We start from the raw sequence: 14,631 nt of genomic DNA, 5'->3' as shown, positions 1-14,631 counted from the left end.
GAAGAACTCAGGGCAGCAGCTGCGCGCCCAGCTCGGGGGCCAGGTCTTGCAGCTGCCGGGCGACCATGGATGCGAACAGCCGCGCCCCCTTGTCGCCCAGATGGGTGCGGTCGAACACGGGATTGGCGGCGCCGGCGCGCTCGGCCGCGGTCGCCGGGTGGATGGGCGCACCGGGCGCGGGCTTGGCCGCCATCGCCAGCGTGTCGGCCTCGGCCTCGCCCATGGCCTGGACCGCCGCGCGGCTGAGCCCGTGCAGGTCCAGCAGCGCGACCTGCTTGTCGGCGGCCACGCGCCGGGTGGCGGCGGCCCAGGGCGCGAGGTCGTCATGCAGCCAGGGGCCGCGAAAGCTGCGCCGGGTCAGCGGGGTCAGCAACACCGGCGTGGCACCGGCGGCGCGCACCTCGTCGACATAGCGGGCCAGGTTGGCCGGGAAGTCATGCACCAGATCGGTGGAGCGACCGGGCTTGCCGGGCTGGTCGTTGTGGCCGAACTGGATCAGCACATGGCTGCGCCGGCCCTCCGGCTCGCGCAGCAGTTCCAGCACCTGCTCCCACAGGCCTTCGGCACGGAAGGAGCCGGAGCTGCGGCCGCCGCGCGCCAGGTTCAGGCATTGCAGCCCGGGTTTGAAGCGGGCGCACAACGCGTCCCCATAGCCGCTGCGCGGCGCCATCGTCGAGTCGCCGACCAGGATCAGGAGGCCCTCGGCCTGGGCCATCGATGCCAGCCAGCACATCGCCAGGCCGACGAGAGCGGTTCTCTTCATCGCGTATCGCTCCTGAACAGGGACGAAAAAAAACCGGGCCTGGCCCGGTTTTGGCACTGGCTCAGAACTTGTAGCGAGCGCCCAGCAGGAACTCGCGGCCGGTGATGTTGTAGACCACCGGGCTGTTGCGGGCCCGGCTGACGAACTGGTCCTTCGCCCGGTTGTTCAGATTGGTACCCTCGAAGGTCAGTGTGAGGCGGTCATCCCATTTGTAGTTGAGCGAGAGGTCCACGTTCACTGCGGCATTGGTGCCTTCCACATCGTTGTTGTTCTGACCGGGGACCCGGGTCAGGAAGGCGGATCGGTAGGACGTGGAGACGCGGGCGCTGAAGCGGCCGTCGTCGTAGTACAGCGACAGGTTGGCCGAGCGCGGTGACAGTCCGATCAGGTCGTCGACGATGGTGGCGTTGTTGGCCCCGCTGTCGCGATAGGTGACATCCGACTTGACGTAGGTGTAGTTGAACTGCATCCCGGTATTGCGCCAAATGCCGGGCAGGAAGCTGAAGGGCTGTTGCCAGTTCAGCTCCAGGCCCTGCAGCGATCCGCCCTCGGTATTGATCGGGGTCGTGATCGCGTAGACCGTGTCGGCCGATTGCGAGTTGGGCAGCGAGGCGAGCGGCAGACCGGTATCGCCGTAGCGGGCGCTGCCTCGCAGGCTCTGGATATAGGTGTCGATGTCCTTGTAGAACAGGCCCAGGCCCAGGAAGCCGTCGCGGCTGAAGTACCACTCGCCGTTGATGTCCAGGGTCTTGGCGCGGTAGGGCTTGAGGCCGGGGTTGCCCGCCGTGATGGTCTGGTTGGCCGTGTTCAGCGACATGCCGGGGTTCAGGTCATTCAGCCGAGGGCGGGCCATGACCTTGGCCGCCGCCGCACGCAGTATCACGTCACGGGACAGGTTGACGGCCAGGTTCAGCGAGGGCAGCACATCGCTGTAGTTCTGCGATTCCTGGGTCGGGGTGCCGCCGCCCACCGAGTCGTAGCCGGAGGCGGTCTGCGCGGTGCGCACATAGCGGACCCCGACATTGCCCCGCACCGGGAAGCTCGAGACCTTCTCATTGAACTCCATCATCAGGTAGGCACCCTCGTCCTTCTCGGTGGCGCCAAAGTTGTTGCCGCGCGCGCTGCCGTTGGTGATCGATGTCAGGCGGAAGTCGCCGGGGCCGCCGGCCGGTCCGCTCTTCAGGCAGTTGCAGTAGATGTCGTAGGCCGCAGAGATGGCATTGAGGTTGGGGATCAGCCAGGCGGTCGGCACGCCAGCGGGCAGGCCCAGCTCCTTGCCGAAGCCGGTCAGCATGGTGGTCAGGCTGCTGGCGCTGACACCGGCGGGCGGCGCGTACATCACCGTCTCGTTGGTGCGACGGAACTCGAAGGTGTCGAAGGAGAAGCGCTTGTAGCTGATGCCGGCCTTGGCGGTGTAGCGGGAGGGCACCAGATCCCAGCTCAGGTCGACCTGGCCGTTGTCGCTGCGGTTGGTGGCGCCGAGCGGACGGATGCGTATCTCGCTGCTGACCAGGGTGCCGGGCACCGTGGCCGCGCCCGCAGCGGCGGTGACGAAACCCAGGCCGCCGGGTGTCAGCGAGGTGACGGAGATCGGATAGCTGATGGCCGGCAGGCGGTCGTTGCCGCTGAAGTCGATGGTGTAGCCATTGACGTTGTTCGCGTCCAGTGTGGTGGTGGTCTGCACCGGGTTGCGGAAGCGGCTCTTGCTCTGGCCCATCTTGACGCTCAGGCGCAGCGTGTCGCTGAAGTCGTGATCGACGCTCAGGGTCGGCTGCACATACTCGGTGAACAGGCGGTCGAAACGGGACTCGGAGCGAATGTCCACCCCGTTGTAGACGCCGCGCACCAGCTCTCCCGAGGCGTCGTACTTGGCTTCCAGCACGCTGGTCTGCGGCTTGCCGTTGGTGCCGGTGCGGCTGAAGGAGATGGCCTGCAGGAAGTCTTCCTGGCGCGTCGCTTCCAGCTTGGCATACATGATGTCGGCGGACACCAGCGTGTTCTCGCCGGGCCGGAACTGTATCGCGCTGGTGACGCCGAGACGGTCCTGGTCGTGCGTCAGCCGGCCGTAGCGGGGCAGGCGTGGGTGGAAGTTGGCGGCATTGTTGGACGCGGCCAAGGCGGCGGCGTCGGAGCCGGCCGCGGCGAACAGGCCCTGGCTGCTGACACCGTTGGCCCAGCGCACCGTCGAGAAGCCTTCTTCCAGCACCTTGCGCTCGGAGTAGGCGACCGACATCAGCAGGCCGAAGCGACGGTTCTCGTCGGTATAGGACAGCAGGCCCGCGACGCGCGGCGTGGTCTTGCCGGACATATCGTTGTAGCGCCCCTGGGCCGATCCGGTCGCGGTGAAGCCGGGTTTGAAGTCGAAGGGGCGCGCCGCCTGCAGATCCACGGTCGCGCCCAGCGAGCCCTCGTCGACATCGGCCGAGGCGCTCTTGCGTACCGTGATGCTGTTGAAGAGTTCGGAGGCGAAGACGTTGAAGTCGAAACCGCGCGAGCGGTTGGCACCGCCCGAGCTGTCGGTGCCGCCGGTAGTGGCCAGCGCCTCGATGCCATTGATGCGCACGCGGGTGAAATCGGCGCCCAGGCCGCGCACCGTGATGCTGCGGCCCTCGCCGGCATCGCGATCGATCACGACGCCGGGCACGCGCTGCAGCGACTCGGCCAGATTGGTGTCGGGAAACTTGGCGATGTCTTCAGCCTTGATGACATCGACGATGCCCTTGTCATCGCGCTTGGCACGCAAGGCACTCTCCAGCGAGGCGCGCAAGCCGGTGACGACCACGGTCTCCATCGCCTGCGGCTGGGCGGCAGGCGCGGCGCTCTGGGCAGCGGCAAGCAGGCTGGTGGAGCCCAAGAGGCAGGCGGCCAGTTTGGACAGTCGCGGCTGCTTGAGCCTGTGGCGGGTTTGCATGGTCTAGTCTCCTATTGATTTTTGGCGCGGCTCGCCCGATGCGAGCAGGGCACGGCTTGGCATTCACCGACCGCTGCGGGTTCTGTGCCCGTAGCTCGGTCTGAGATGGGATGACAGCGGCGCGCGCAGGGCGCCTCTTGACGGGGCGGCCGCGCGCTGCAGTGCGGCGACCGCTGAACCTCGAGCGACTTAGAGGTAGTCCTCGCGGCGGGGGGAGAACTGGTCCAGCAGGGTGCTGCCGGCTTCAAGAGCCACCACGCCGTGGGTGTGCAGGCGGGGGGCGATGAAAGCGTCGCCGACTTTCAGGATGCGCTTGACCCCGGCCACCTCGGCCTCGAAGGAGCCGGCGATCACATAGGCGATCTGGTCATGGGCGTCATGGGCGTGCGGGGTGCCGATGGCGCCCCGGTCGAACTGCACCAGCACCGACATCAGCTCCGGCGTGTGGCCGACGATCTTGCGCCGTATGCCCTCGCCCAGCTCGGTCCAGGGCGTGGCGTCGTTGTCGAAGTAACTGCTGCTCATCTCTTGGCTCCGCTGTCTCCACCCGAAAGCCCGGGCGCGGTGTGATGTCTGAAACATCGATTTGCAGCTACTATAGCGCTGACGCAAATAAATGAAACATCGGTTCACTAAATAGAAACCATAATTCCGGGAAAGTCCCGAGCTGCGTTAGGCTAGCGGCCATTGAGCCCCCAGGGGCATGCCGAGACGCCTGTTCAGCGCGTCAGAAATCAGCGAGACAGCACATGATTCTGGACAACTTCCATCTGCAAGGCCGCGTCGCCATCGTGACCGGCTGCAACACCGGCTTGGGCCAGGGCATGGCCCGGGCGCTGGCCCAGGCCGGCGCCGACATCGTCGGCGTCAACGTGTCCGAACCCGACGAGACCCGCGAGCAGGTCCAGGCACTGGGTCGCCGCTTCCTCGACCTGCGTGCCAATCTGTCCGACATCAGCTGTCTGGAAGGCCTGGTCGGCGAGGCCAGGAGCTTTGGCGGGCGGGTCGATATCCTGGTCAACAACGCCGGCATCATCCGCCGCGAGGATGCGATCAAGTTCAGCGAGAAAGACTGGGACGATGTCATCGACCTGAACCTGAAGACGGTGTTCTTCTTCTCGCAGGCCGTGGCGCGCCAGTACATCGCCCAGGGCAGCGGCGGCAAGATCATCAATGTGGCCTCGATGCTGTCCTACCAGGGCGGCGTGCGCGTGCCCTCGTACACGGCCAGCAAGAGCGGCGTGATGGGCATCACGCGGCTGATGGCCAATGAATGGGCCTCGCAGCGCATCAACGTCAATGCGATCGCGCCCGGCTATATGGCCACCAACAACACCGCCGCGCTGCGCGCCGACGAGGGCCGCAATGCCGCCATCCTTGATCGCATCCCGGCCGGGCGCTGGGGCGTGCCGGATGATCTGGCCGGCCCGGTGGTCTTCCTGGCCTCGCAGGCGTCCGATTACGTCAACGGCTACACCGTGGCCGTCGACGGCGGCTGGCTGGCAAGGTAAGGCCCCCCCGAGGCGCTGCGCGCCACCCCCTCCAGGGGGCGAGCCCAGCGGACCGGCAAAGCCGGATCCGCGGGCTCTGCTGGCGAAGACCAGCGGTCGCAGCAAGGTTTGAATGTCACCGCCGGAGACTCGGTGCATGTATGAGAACAAAAAGCTGGGCTTGCTGTTCGTCCTGCCATTCGTGCTAGGCGTGCTCTTGTTCAAGCTCTTCCCCTTCGTGATGAGCTTCGCGCTCAGCTTCACGCAGTACGACCTGATCGACCCGCCCGAGTTCGTCGGGCTGCAGAACTACCGCGAGCTGGCCGGCGACGATCCGCTGTTTCGAAAATCGCTGGGCGTGACCCTGCTGTTCGCGCTGCTGGCCGTGCCGCTGCGCGTGGGCTTCGCGCTGTTCATCGCCCATGTCCTGAACTTCAAGCTGCGCGGCATCAACTTCTTCCGCGCCGCCTTCTACATCCCCTCCATCCTCGGCGGCTCGATCGCGGTGGCGGTGCTGTGGCGCTTCATCTTCGCGAAGAACGGCCTGGTCAATCTGGTGCTGATCAAGCTGGGCATCGAGCCTATCGCCTGGCTGGCCGACGAGCACTACTCGATGTGGACCATCGTGCTGCTGTTCACCTGGCAGTTCGGCTCGGCCATGGTGATCTTCCTGGCGGCGCTGCAGAACGTCTCGGTCTCGCTGTACGAGGCGGCCGAATGCGACGGCGCCAGCAAGAGCCAGCAGTTCTGGAAGATCACGGTGCCGCTGATCACGCCGGTGATCTTCTTCAACATGATCATGCAGATGGTGCACGCCTTCCAGGAGTTCAACGGCCCCTATGCGATCACCGAGGGCGGCCCGCTGCACTCGACCTATGTGCTGGCGCTCTACATCTACGACCAGAGCTTCCGCTTCTTCAATCTGGGCTATGGCGCGGCGCTCTCCTGGGTGCTGTTCGCCCTGGTCGGCGGTCTGGCGGCACTGTCGTTCTGGAGCTCCAAGTACTGGGTCTTCTACTCCGGCGAGAAGGAGAGCAAGCGATGAGCCGCGCCGACGCCAAACCCCTGCCCGGAGCCGGCAAGCTGGCCCCGGCGCCGCTAGCGCTCGCCCGCGACCGTGGCAACCCCTGGCTGCGCTATGTGGCGCTGATCGCGGTGGCCTTCGTGATGCTGTACCCGATGCTGTGGCTGATCGGGGCCTCGTTCAAGAGCAATGCCGAGATCTTCACCGAGGCCGGCTTCTGGCCCAGCCGCCTGGACTTCGGCGCCTATGCCAAGGGCTGGAAGACCAGCACCGAATACACCTTCGCGACCTACTTCCTGAACAGCTTCTTGATCGCGATCCCCCGCATCATCGTGACCGTGATCTCCTGCGTGCTGGTGGCCTATGCCTTTGCCCGCTTCGAGTTCTGGGGCAAGAAGCTGCTGTTCTCCATCATGATAGGCACGATGATGCTGCCGCTGATCGTGCTGCGGCTGCCGCAGTACCTGATGTTCCGCGAGATCGGCTGGCTCGATTCCTATCTGCCGCTGATCATCCCTTCGGCCTTTGCCACCGACACCTTCTTCGTCTTCCTGCTGGTGCAGTTCCTGCGCGGCATCCCGCGCGATATGGAAGAGGCGGCCCAGATCGACGGCTGCAACGCCTGGCAGTTGCTCTGGCACATCATCGTGCCGCTGCTCAAGCCCGCCATCATCTCGGTCATCGTGTTCCAGTTCATCTGGACCATGAACGACTTCATGGGCCCGTTGATCTATCTGGCCTCGGTCGAGAAGTACCCGGTTTCGCTGGCGCTGAAGATGAGCATAGGCGCGACCGAGGAGGTCGAATGGGCCAACGTCATCGCGATCTCGGTCGTCGCGCTGATTCCCTCGGTGCTGGTGTTCTTTGCGGCGCAGAAGCACTTCATCGAAGGCGCCACCTCGAGCGGCGTCAAGGGCTGACACAGAACTACAAATGATTCGGAGACGACAGTGGCGCAGCTAAGCCTGAAGAAAATCGAGAAGGTCTACCCCAATGGCTTCAAGGCCGTGCACGGGGTCGATCTGGAAGTGCGCGACGGCGAGTTCATGGTCTTTGTCGGTCCCTCCGGCTGCGCCAAGAGCACTCTGCTGCGCATGATCGCCGGCCTGGAGACCATCAGCGGCGGCGAGCTGCGGATTGGCGAGCAGCGGGTCAACGAGCTGGCACCCAAGCAGCGCGGCATCGCGATGGTGTTCCAGAACTATGCGCTCTACCCGCATATGAAGGTCTACGACAACCTGGCCTTCGGCCTGAAGCTGGCCGGCACGCCCAAGGCCGAGCTCGACCAGCGTGTGCGCCATGCCGCCCAGCTGCTGGAGATGGAGCACCTGCTGGACCGCTACCCCAAGCAGCTCAGCGGCGGCCAGGCCCAGCGCGTGGCGGTGGGCCGGGCCATCGTCAAGAAGCCCGAGGTCTTTCTGTTCGACGAGCCGCTGTCCAATCTGGACGCCAAGCTGCGCGCCGCGATGCGGGTGCGGCTGACCGAGTTGCACCGCACGCTGCGCGAGTCGGGCCAGCCGGCCACCACCATCTATGTGACCCACGACCAGGTCGAGGCAATGACCATGGGCGAGCGCATCTGCGTGCTCAAGGAAGGCGTGATCCAGCAGGTCGACACACCCACCGCGCTGTACGACCGCCCGGCCAATGCCTTTGTCGCCAGCTTCATCGGCTCGCCCGAGATGAATATCCACGATGCCACCCTGCAGAGCCAGGGCGCCGGCTTGGCCATCGCGATCGGGGGCCAGGTCTTGCCGCTGCCCGAGGTCAAGGCGGCCAAACTTGTTCAGCGCAACGGGGGCCAGGGCGCGGCCATCAAGTTCGGCCTGCGGCCCGAGCATGTGTCCTCGCTGCCGCGACCCGGCAGCGTCGAGGTGCCCAGCACGCTGCGCTTCATGGAACATATGGGCAGCGAGGTGTTCGTGCACTTCGATATCGGCACGGTGCCGATGACGGCCCGCGTGCCGGCCGATCAACTGGGGGGCCTGGGTGAGAAGACGCGCGGCACCGCCCACGCCTTCTGGCTGCAGCTCAACCAGGCCCATCTCTTCGACGCCGCCAGCGGCGCCAACCTGCTGCTCTGACATGACGATGAGAAAGCTTGTTGTCATCGCGGCCGCGCTGGTGCTGTCCCTGCCGGCCTGGGCCCAGGACACCACCGTGCTGCGTTTTTCCTGGTGGGGCGGCGCGGGCCGGCATGAGGCCACGCTGAAGGCGATCGCCGCCTTCGAGCGCCGCCACCCCGGCCTCAAGATCAAGGCCGAGTACATGGGTTTCAACGGCTATCTGGAGCGCCTGACGACCCAGATCGCCGGCCGCTCCGAGCCCGATGTGATGCAGATCAACTGGGCCTGGCTGGGCATGTTCTCCAAGCGCGGCAACGGCTTCACCGATCTGGATGCCTACCGCTCGCAGCTGGCCCTGCATCAGTTCGACGCCGCCGATCTGGAACTGGGCCGGGTGGCCGGCAAGCTCAATGCCTTGCCGGTGTCCTACAGCGCCCGCGTGCTGTTGTGGAACGAGGCGGCGCTGGCGCGCGCCGGGCTGCCGGTGCCCAAGACCTGGGACGAGCTGTTCGCGGCCGGCCGCGTCTTCAAGACTAAGTACGGCGACAAGGCCTATCCGCTGGACGGCGAGCTCTACGACATGATGCTGCTGGCGCAGAGCTATGTGCAGCAAAAGCATGGCACGCCCTATGTCGATCCAAGCCAGCCGCGCGTCGCAATGAGCCCGGCCGCCGCGCTGGAATGGGTGCAGACCTACCGCCGCCTGATCACCGAGCATGTGGCTGTGCCGCTGCCGCTGCGCGCCAGCCTGGGCGGCGCCGAGAAGCCCACCGAGCAGCAGCAGGACTGGGTGCTCGGCAACTGGGCCGGCAACTACACCTGGGACTCGGTGATCGCGCTGCGCGCCAGCACCCTGAACCAGCAGCAAAAGCTGGTGCTGGGCGACTTCCCGACCCTGCCCGGCGCCGGCAATAGCGGCATGTTCGGCCGGCCCACGCTGATGTATGCGGTGGGCCGCAACAGCAAGCAGCCCGAGCTGGCCGCGCGCTTCGTCAACTTCCTGCTGACCGACCCCGAGGCCGCCGAGATCCTGGGCCGCAGCCGCGGCGTGCCGGCCGCCGCCAACAGCTTCGAGCTGCTGCTGAAGGCCGGCAAGCTGCCGGCGCTGGAACTGGCTGCCCACGAGCAGGTCAAGGCGCAACGCCAGGCCGGCCGGGTGCCGATGCCCTCCAAGCTGTTCGAGCATGCGCGCTTCCACAAATTCATGCGCGAGGTTTTCGAGACCGTCGCCTATGGCAAGACCACAGACCAGGAGGCCGCGCGGCGCCTGGTCGAAGAGGGCAATGCCCTGCTCAACCGGATCAAGTGAGATGAAAGCCACCGAAAGACAGCTGAACTTCGTCAGCCAGCAGGATCCCGACACCGGCGCCCGGGTGACCCGGCTCACGCCGCTGGACGTGACCTGCCATCGCAACTATTTCTATCAGAAATGCTTCAGCAACGATGGCAGCAAGCTGCTGTTTGCCGGTGGTTTCGATGATGTTGGCGGCCCCGGACCCAGATGGAACTACCAGCTGCTGGACCTGCAATCGCAGGTCGCCACGCAGCTGACCGACCAGCCCGGCGAGAACACCTTTGGCGGCTTTCTGTCGCCCGATGACCGCTACCTCTATTTCGTGCGCGCCGAGCGCCAGCTGATCCGCCTGGCCCTGGACGATCTGAGCGAGGCCGTGGTCTACACGGTGCCGCCGGGCTGGGTGGGCTACGGCACCTGGGTCAGCAACAGCGCCTGTACCAAGATGGTCGGCATCGAGATCCATGCCGATGACTGGTTCCCGCTGAACACCTGGCAGAAGTTCAACGAGATGTTCCATCAGCAGCCGCGCTGCCGGCTCTTCAGCGTGGACCTGAAGACTGGCGAGCGCAGCATCATTCTCGAGCAGCGCGGCTGGTTGGGCCACCCGCAGTACCGCCCCTTCGACGACAACACGGTGGCCTATTGCCACGAGGGCCCGCATGACCTGATCGATGCCCGCATGTGGTTCATCAACGAGGACGGCACAAACCGCCGCTGCGGCAAGGAACACAGCGAGGGCGAGAGCTGTACCCACGAGTTCTGGGTGCCGGACGGCAGCGCGATGATCTATGTGTCCTACGACCACAGCTCGCCCGAGCGCTGGATCTGCAGCCTCGACCCGGTCACGCTGGAGAACCGGGTGCTGACCGCGATGCCGCAGTGCTCACACCTGATGAGCAACCATGACGGCACGCTGATCGTCGGTGACGGTTGCGGCAAGGCCAGCGGTGATTCATCAGCCAGCAACGAGATGCTGAGCGGCGACCCTTATCTGCACCTGTTCGACCTGAAGGCCGGCACGACCCGGCCTAGCACTCGACGTATAGCGCGCCACGACAGCAGCTGGGACGTCTACAAGGACAGCCGCCAGGTCACCCATCCGCATCCGAGCTTCACGCCCGATGAGAAGCAGGTGCTGTTCAGCTGCGACAAGGAAGCGGGCGAGCCCGCGCTCTACCTGGCCGATCTGTGAAGCGGCTCGCTGCTTTGCTGCTGGCCGTGGCGGGGGCGGCAGCGCAGGCCCAGGGGTCGATGCGGCCCCAGCTCGATGACGCCCAGGCGGCGCGGCTGCGCGTCGAGGACTGGCTGCAAGGCTGGCAGCCACAGCCGCTTGACCCCCGGGCCTGGACGCCCGACTTCATCGTCGCTGCGGACGGCAGCGGCACGCACCGCACGTTGCAGGCCGCGCTCGACGCCTTGCCCCGCGAAGGTCGGCGCCACTACATCCGGCTCAAGCCCGGCAGCTACCGCGAGCAGGTCTGTCTGCGCGACAAGGTGCCGCTGACCTTGTACGGCGACCCGGGTGCCGTCATCGTGGCCGGCCATTACAACGCCCAGCCCAAGCCGGCCGGCCAGGCGATCAACACCTGCACGCCCCACCAGGAAGGCGCCAGCTACGGCACGGCCGGCAGCGCCAGCGCGATGCTGTTCGGTGACGATCTGCAGCTGGCCGATCTGACGATTGCCAACGACGCGATGGACGCGGTGCGCCTGGGCCAGGGCTATCCGGCCGGTGCTGGCGAGGCCGGCGGTGCACAGGCCGTGGCGCTGCTGGCCCGGGGCGACCGCATCCAGCTGCAGCGCCTGCGCCTGCTGGGTCATCAGGACACTTTTTATGCGGCGGGCAGCGGCCGCATCCATGTCAGCGACAGTCTGATCGCCGGCGATGTGGACTTCATCTTCGGCGACGCCCGCCTGGTGATCGCGCGCAGCGAGATCCTCAGCCGCGCCGGCCGCCGCGCGCCGGGCGAGGGCGGCCATGTCTTGGCGCCCAGCACGCCGCCGGGCCAGGTCCATGGCTTCCTGATCATCGACAGCCGGCTGCGCGCCGAACCCGGCGTCGGCGCGGGTCGCATCTCGCTGGGCCGGGCCTGGGACCATGGGGTTGCGCACGGCGCCTGGCAGGCCGGCATCTCGCCGAACGGCCAGGCCCTGATACGCGACAGCGAGCTGGGGCCGCATCTGGCACCCTGGTCCCGCTCGACTTCGCGCCGCCCCTTCGATGCCGCGCAGAACCGCATGGCCGAGTACCGCAACCGCGCCGCGCCGCGCGACTGGGGGCGCGAGATCCTGGCGCTGGACGAGGGCTGGGCGGCCGCCGAGGGCGGCACCACCGGCGGCGCTGCGGCCGCGCCGGCCGATGTCTACCGGGTGCGCAGCCGCGCCGAGCTGGAGGCCGCGCTGGCGGCCGGTCAACGGCCCAAGATCATCTACCTGCTGGCTCGCATCGATCTGAGCAGCGACGCCGCCGGCCGGCCGCTGGGCTACGAGGACTACCGCGATCCGGGCTTCGACTTCGAAGCCTATCTGCGCGCCTACGATCCGGCTGTCTGGGGCCGCAAGCCGCCCGAGGGGCCGCTGGAGGAGGCGCGCCAGCGCTCGGTGCGGGCCCAGGCCCAGCGCGTCGTGCTGCGCATCCCGTCCAACACCACCCTGGTCGGCGCCGCGCCGGGCGCCGGTTTTGCCAACGGCATGCTGCTGCTGGACAAGGTGGACAACATCATCCTGCGCGGCCTGCAGTTCGCCGATGCCTACGACTTCTTCCCGGCCTGGGATCCGCTCGACGGCGCGGCCGGCGAATGGAACTCGGAGTACGACACCGTCGCGCTGCGCGGCGCCACCCATGTGTGGATAGACCATTGCAGCTTCGACGACGGGGCGCGCACCGATCGCCAGGCCCGCGTCGCGCTGGGCCGGCCCCTGCAGCACCATGACGGGCTGCTGGACATCACCCAGCAGTCCGACCTCGTGACCGTGTCCTGGAACCATTTCTCGCGCCACGACAAGACCAGCCTGATCGGCGGCAGCGACAGGCACACGGGCGACGCTGGCCGGCTGCGCGTGAGCCTGCATCGCAACTTCTGGGAGGCGCTGATGGAGCGCACGCCGCGGGTGCGCTACGGCCAGGTCCATCTCTACAACAATCTGTTTGTGGCCCGCAGCGACGGCGACTACCCCTATGGCTACTCGATAGGCATAGGCCTGGCCTCGCGCATCGTCAGCGAGCGCAATGTCTGGGAAACCCCGGCGGAGATCCCGGCGGCGCGGCTGGCCCGGGTGCTGAAGGGGCAGGTCTTCAGCGACCGCGACTCGCTGCACAACGACCGGCCGCTGGACCTGGGCGCCGCGCTGCGCGCCGCCGGGGCCGAGCTGGGCGGCGATGTCGGCTGGCAGCCGCGTCTGCACGGGCCGCTGGATCCGGTCGAGTCGGTCGCGGCACGGGTTCGTGCCGGGGCCGGCGCGGCGATAATCCAGCACAATTGAAACGCCAGACCAAACAAAGCGAAACACGGCATGGATGACGATCTGAACGACGGCAAGCAGCAGCCCGAATCGGTGGCGGCGGTGCTCAAGGTATTTGCCATCCTGCAGGCCTTGTCCGAACGCAGCGAGACCGGCATCTCCGATCTGTCGGTGCGCCTGGCCATGCCCAAGGCCACGGTCTACCGTTTTCTGCAGACCATGATGACCCTGGGCTATGTGCGCCAGGAGGCCGACAGCGAGCGTTACGGCCTGACGATGAAGGCCTTCGAGCTGGGCACCAAGGCGCTGCAGTATCCGGAGCTGATCGATCTGGCCAAGCACCATATGCAGATGCTGGCCGACGCCACTGGCGAGACGGTCCACCTGGGCACCTTGATCGACAGCGAGATCATCTATGTCCACAAGGTCGACTCGCGCCATATGCTGGGCATGTATTCGCGCGTCGGCCGGCGTGCGCCGCTGCACTGCACCGCGATCGGCAAGGTGCTGATGGCCTGGGAGCATCCGCAGCGCCGCGAGCGCATCCTGCAGGGCGCCGAGTTCAAGCGCTTTCGCGACAAGACCATCGTCGAGCCGGCCGCCTTCCAGGCCGAACTGGACCGCGTCAAGGCCCAGGGCTTTGGCGAGGACCGCGAGGAGTTTGACGACCATATCCGCTGCCTGGGCGTGCCCATCTTCGACCGGCTGAACCAGCCGATCGCGGGCCTGAGCGTCTCCTTCCCGACCTTCCGCTACGACGAGGCCAAGGAGGGCGAGGTGGTGGCGATGCTGCAAGGTGCCAGCCGCGATATCTCGGCGCGGCTGGGCTGCACGCAGTTCCCGCTCGACCCGCCGGCCAAGGCCGCGCGCGCCCGAACTTGAACGCCATCACCGGCCGACGGCGCCCCAAGACCCTGGCCCTGGGCCTCGTGGAGGCGTTGGGCGATCGCATCCGCGAAGGCCGGCTCAATGCCGGCGACAAGCTGCCCACCGAGGCGGCCATCATGGCCGAGTTCGAGGTCAGCCGCACCGTGGTGCGCGAGGCCATCTCCAAGCTGCAGGCCGCCGGCCTGGTCGAGACGCGGCACGGCATCGGCACCTTTGTGCTGGGCCTGGGCGAGGGCGCGGCGTTTCGCATCGCCCCCGATCAGATGGGCACGCTCACCGACGTGGTCGCGGTGCTGGAGCTGCGCATCGGCGTCGAGACCGAGGCGGCGGCGCTGGCCGCGCAGCGCCGCAGCGCGGCCCAGCTGGCCGCGATGCAGGAGGCGCTGGCCGCGTTTGCCGCCGCCGCCGAGGCCGGGCGCGATGCGGTGGCGGCCGATTTCCAGTTCCATCTGGAGATCGCCCGCGCCACCGGCAACCCGCATTTCGAGCAGCTGATGGGCACGCTGGGTGCGCCCAGCATCCCGCGCGCACGCCTGCCGGGCCTGGACAGCGTGGCCCCGGCCGAGCGCCTGGCCTATCTGACGCGCGTCAATGCCGAGCACCAGCACATCCTCGACGCGATCAGCGCCCAGGACCCCGAGGCCGCCCGCGCGGCGATGCGCACCCATCTGGCCAACAGCCGCGAGCGCCGAAGGCGGGCGGCGCTGGCGGCGGCCGGCGGCGAGTAGTC

12 protein-coding genes are annotated in these 14,631 nt (G+C 67.1%); 9 read left to right on the top strand and 3 right to left on the bottom strand.

The features are described from left to right. Positions 1-7: 7 nt before the first annotated feature. From O5M90_RS09490 to O5M90_RS09480, 3 genes are all read right to left on the bottom strand, one after another. Positions 8-763 carry a rhamnogalacturonan acetylesterase gene (locus tag O5M90_RS09490; RefSeq protein WP_269838756.1) on the bottom strand — a complete coding sequence of 252 codons (756 nt, stop codon included), beginning with the start codon at positions 761-763 and terminating at the stop codon, positions 8-10. A gap of 61 nt (positions 764-824) precedes the next feature. Then, positions 825-3,674: a TonB-dependent receptor gene (locus tag O5M90_RS09485; RefSeq protein WP_269838757.1), complete on the bottom strand. Its 2,850-nt coding sequence runs from the start codon at positions 3,672-3,674 to the stop codon at positions 825-827. 189 nt (positions 3,675-3,863) lie between these two features. Then, positions 3,864-4,199 carry a cupin domain-containing protein gene (locus O5M90_RS09480; RefSeq protein ID WP_137940984.1) on the bottom strand — a complete coding sequence of 112 codons (336 nt, stop codon included), beginning with the start codon at positions 4,197-4,199 and terminating at the stop codon, positions 3,864-3,866. Positions 4,200-4,423: 224 nt separating this feature from the next. Between O5M90_RS09480 and kduD the strand changes: the two genes are divergently transcribed. The 9 genes from kduD (at position 4,424) to O5M90_RS09435 (ending at position 14,629) form a co-directional block, all read left to right on the top strand. Continuing rightward, positions 4,424-5,185: a 2-dehydro-3-deoxy-D-gluconate 5-dehydrogenase KduD gene (gene kduD, locus O5M90_RS09475; protein WP_137940983.1), complete on the top strand. Its 762-nt coding sequence runs from the start codon at positions 4,424-4,426 to the stop codon at positions 5,183-5,185. A gap of 136 nt (positions 5,186-5,321) precedes the next feature. After that, a complete protein-coding gene (locus O5M90_RS09470) occupies positions 5,322-6,209 on the top strand; it encodes a carbohydrate ABC transporter permease (RefSeq protein ID WP_137940982.1) in 888 nt (295 codons plus the stop codon). Further along, positions 6,206-7,108 carry a carbohydrate ABC transporter permease gene (locus O5M90_RS09465; protein WP_137940981.1) on the top strand — a complete coding sequence of 301 codons (903 nt, stop codon included), beginning with the start codon at positions 6,206-6,208 and terminating at the stop codon, positions 7,106-7,108. The genes O5M90_RS09470 and O5M90_RS09465 overlap by 4 nt, the downstream gene beginning before the upstream one ends. A 30-nt stretch (positions 7,109-7,138) precedes the next feature. After that, positions 7,139-8,272, top strand: coding sequence for an ABC transporter ATP-binding protein (locus tag O5M90_RS09460; protein WP_269838758.1), 1,134 nt, complete (start codon positions 7,139-7,141; stop codon positions 8,270-8,272). A gap of 7 nt (positions 8,273-8,279) precedes the next feature. Continuing rightward, a complete protein-coding gene (locus O5M90_RS09455) occupies positions 8,280-9,563 on the top strand; it encodes an ABC transporter substrate-binding protein (RefSeq protein ID WP_269838759.1) in 1,284 nt (427 codons plus the stop codon). Position 9,564: 1 nt separating this feature from the next. Beyond that, on the top strand, positions 9,565-10,743 hold the full coding sequence (locus tag O5M90_RS09450) for an oligogalacturonate lyase family protein (protein ID WP_269838760.1): 1,179 nt from the start codon (positions 9,565-9,567) through the stop codon (positions 10,741-10,743). Further along, on the top strand, positions 10,740-13,034 hold the full coding sequence (locus tag O5M90_RS09445; RefSeq protein ID WP_269838761.1) for a pectinesterase family protein: 2,295 nt from the start codon (positions 10,740-10,742) through the stop codon (positions 13,032-13,034). Before O5M90_RS09450 ends, O5M90_RS09445 begins: the two co-directional genes overlap by 4 nt. A 30-nt stretch (positions 13,035-13,064) precedes the next feature. Further along, positions 13,065-13,895 carry a DNA-binding transcriptional regulator KdgR gene (gene kdgR, locus O5M90_RS09440; protein WP_137940976.1) on the top strand — a complete coding sequence of 277 codons (831 nt, stop codon included), beginning with the start codon at positions 13,065-13,067 and terminating at the stop codon, positions 13,893-13,895. After that, complete coding sequence (locus tag O5M90_RS09435; protein ID WP_262969891.1) at positions 13,892-14,629, top strand: FadR/GntR family transcriptional regulator; 738 nt, start codon at positions 13,892-13,894, stop codon at positions 14,627-14,629. The genes kdgR and O5M90_RS09435 overlap by 4 nt, the downstream gene beginning before the upstream one ends. The last annotated feature ends 2 nt before the right edge of the window (positions 14,630-14,631 follow it).

Source organism: Paucibacter sp. M5-1 (genome assembly GCF_027498415.2).
In the GTDB taxonomy this organism is placed as follows: domain Bacteria; phylum Pseudomonadota; class Gammaproteobacteria; order Burkholderiales; family Burkholderiaceae_C; genus Roseateles_E.
This window is presented reverse-complemented; position numbering and strand designations above follow the sequence as displayed.

Coding starts and splice junctions, on each gene's coding strand:
- O5M90_RS09490 (WP_269838756.1), bottom strand. CDS start 763: ATGAAGAGAACCGCTCTCGTCGGCCTGGCGATGTGCTGGCTGGCATCG.
- O5M90_RS09485 (WP_269838757.1), bottom strand. CDS start 3,674: ATGCAAACCCGCCACAGGCTCAAGCAGCCGCGACTGTCCAAACTGGCC.
- O5M90_RS09480 (WP_137940984.1), bottom strand. CDS start 4,199: ATGAGCAGCAGTTACTTCGACAACGACGCCACGCCCTGGACCGAGCTG.
- kduD (WP_137940983.1), top strand. CDS start 4,424: ATGATTCTGGACAACTTCCATCTGCAAGGCCGCGTCGCCATCGTGACC.
- O5M90_RS09470 (WP_137940982.1), top strand. CDS start 5,322: ATGTATGAGAACAAAAAGCTGGGCTTGCTGTTCGTCCTGCCATTCGTG.
- O5M90_RS09465 (WP_137940981.1), top strand. CDS start 6,206: ATGAGCCGCGCCGACGCCAAACCCCTGCCCGGAGCCGGCAAGCTGGCC.
- O5M90_RS09455 (WP_269838759.1), top strand. CDS start 8,280: ATGAGAAAGCTTGTTGTCATCGCGGCCGCGCTGGTGCTGTCCCTGCCG.
- O5M90_RS09450 (WP_269838760.1), top strand. CDS start 9,565: ATGAAAGCCACCGAAAGACAGCTGAACTTCGTCAGCCAGCAGGATCCC.
- kdgR (WP_137940976.1), top strand. CDS start 13,065: ATGGATGACGATCTGAACGACGGCAAGCAGCAGCCCGAATCGGTGGCG.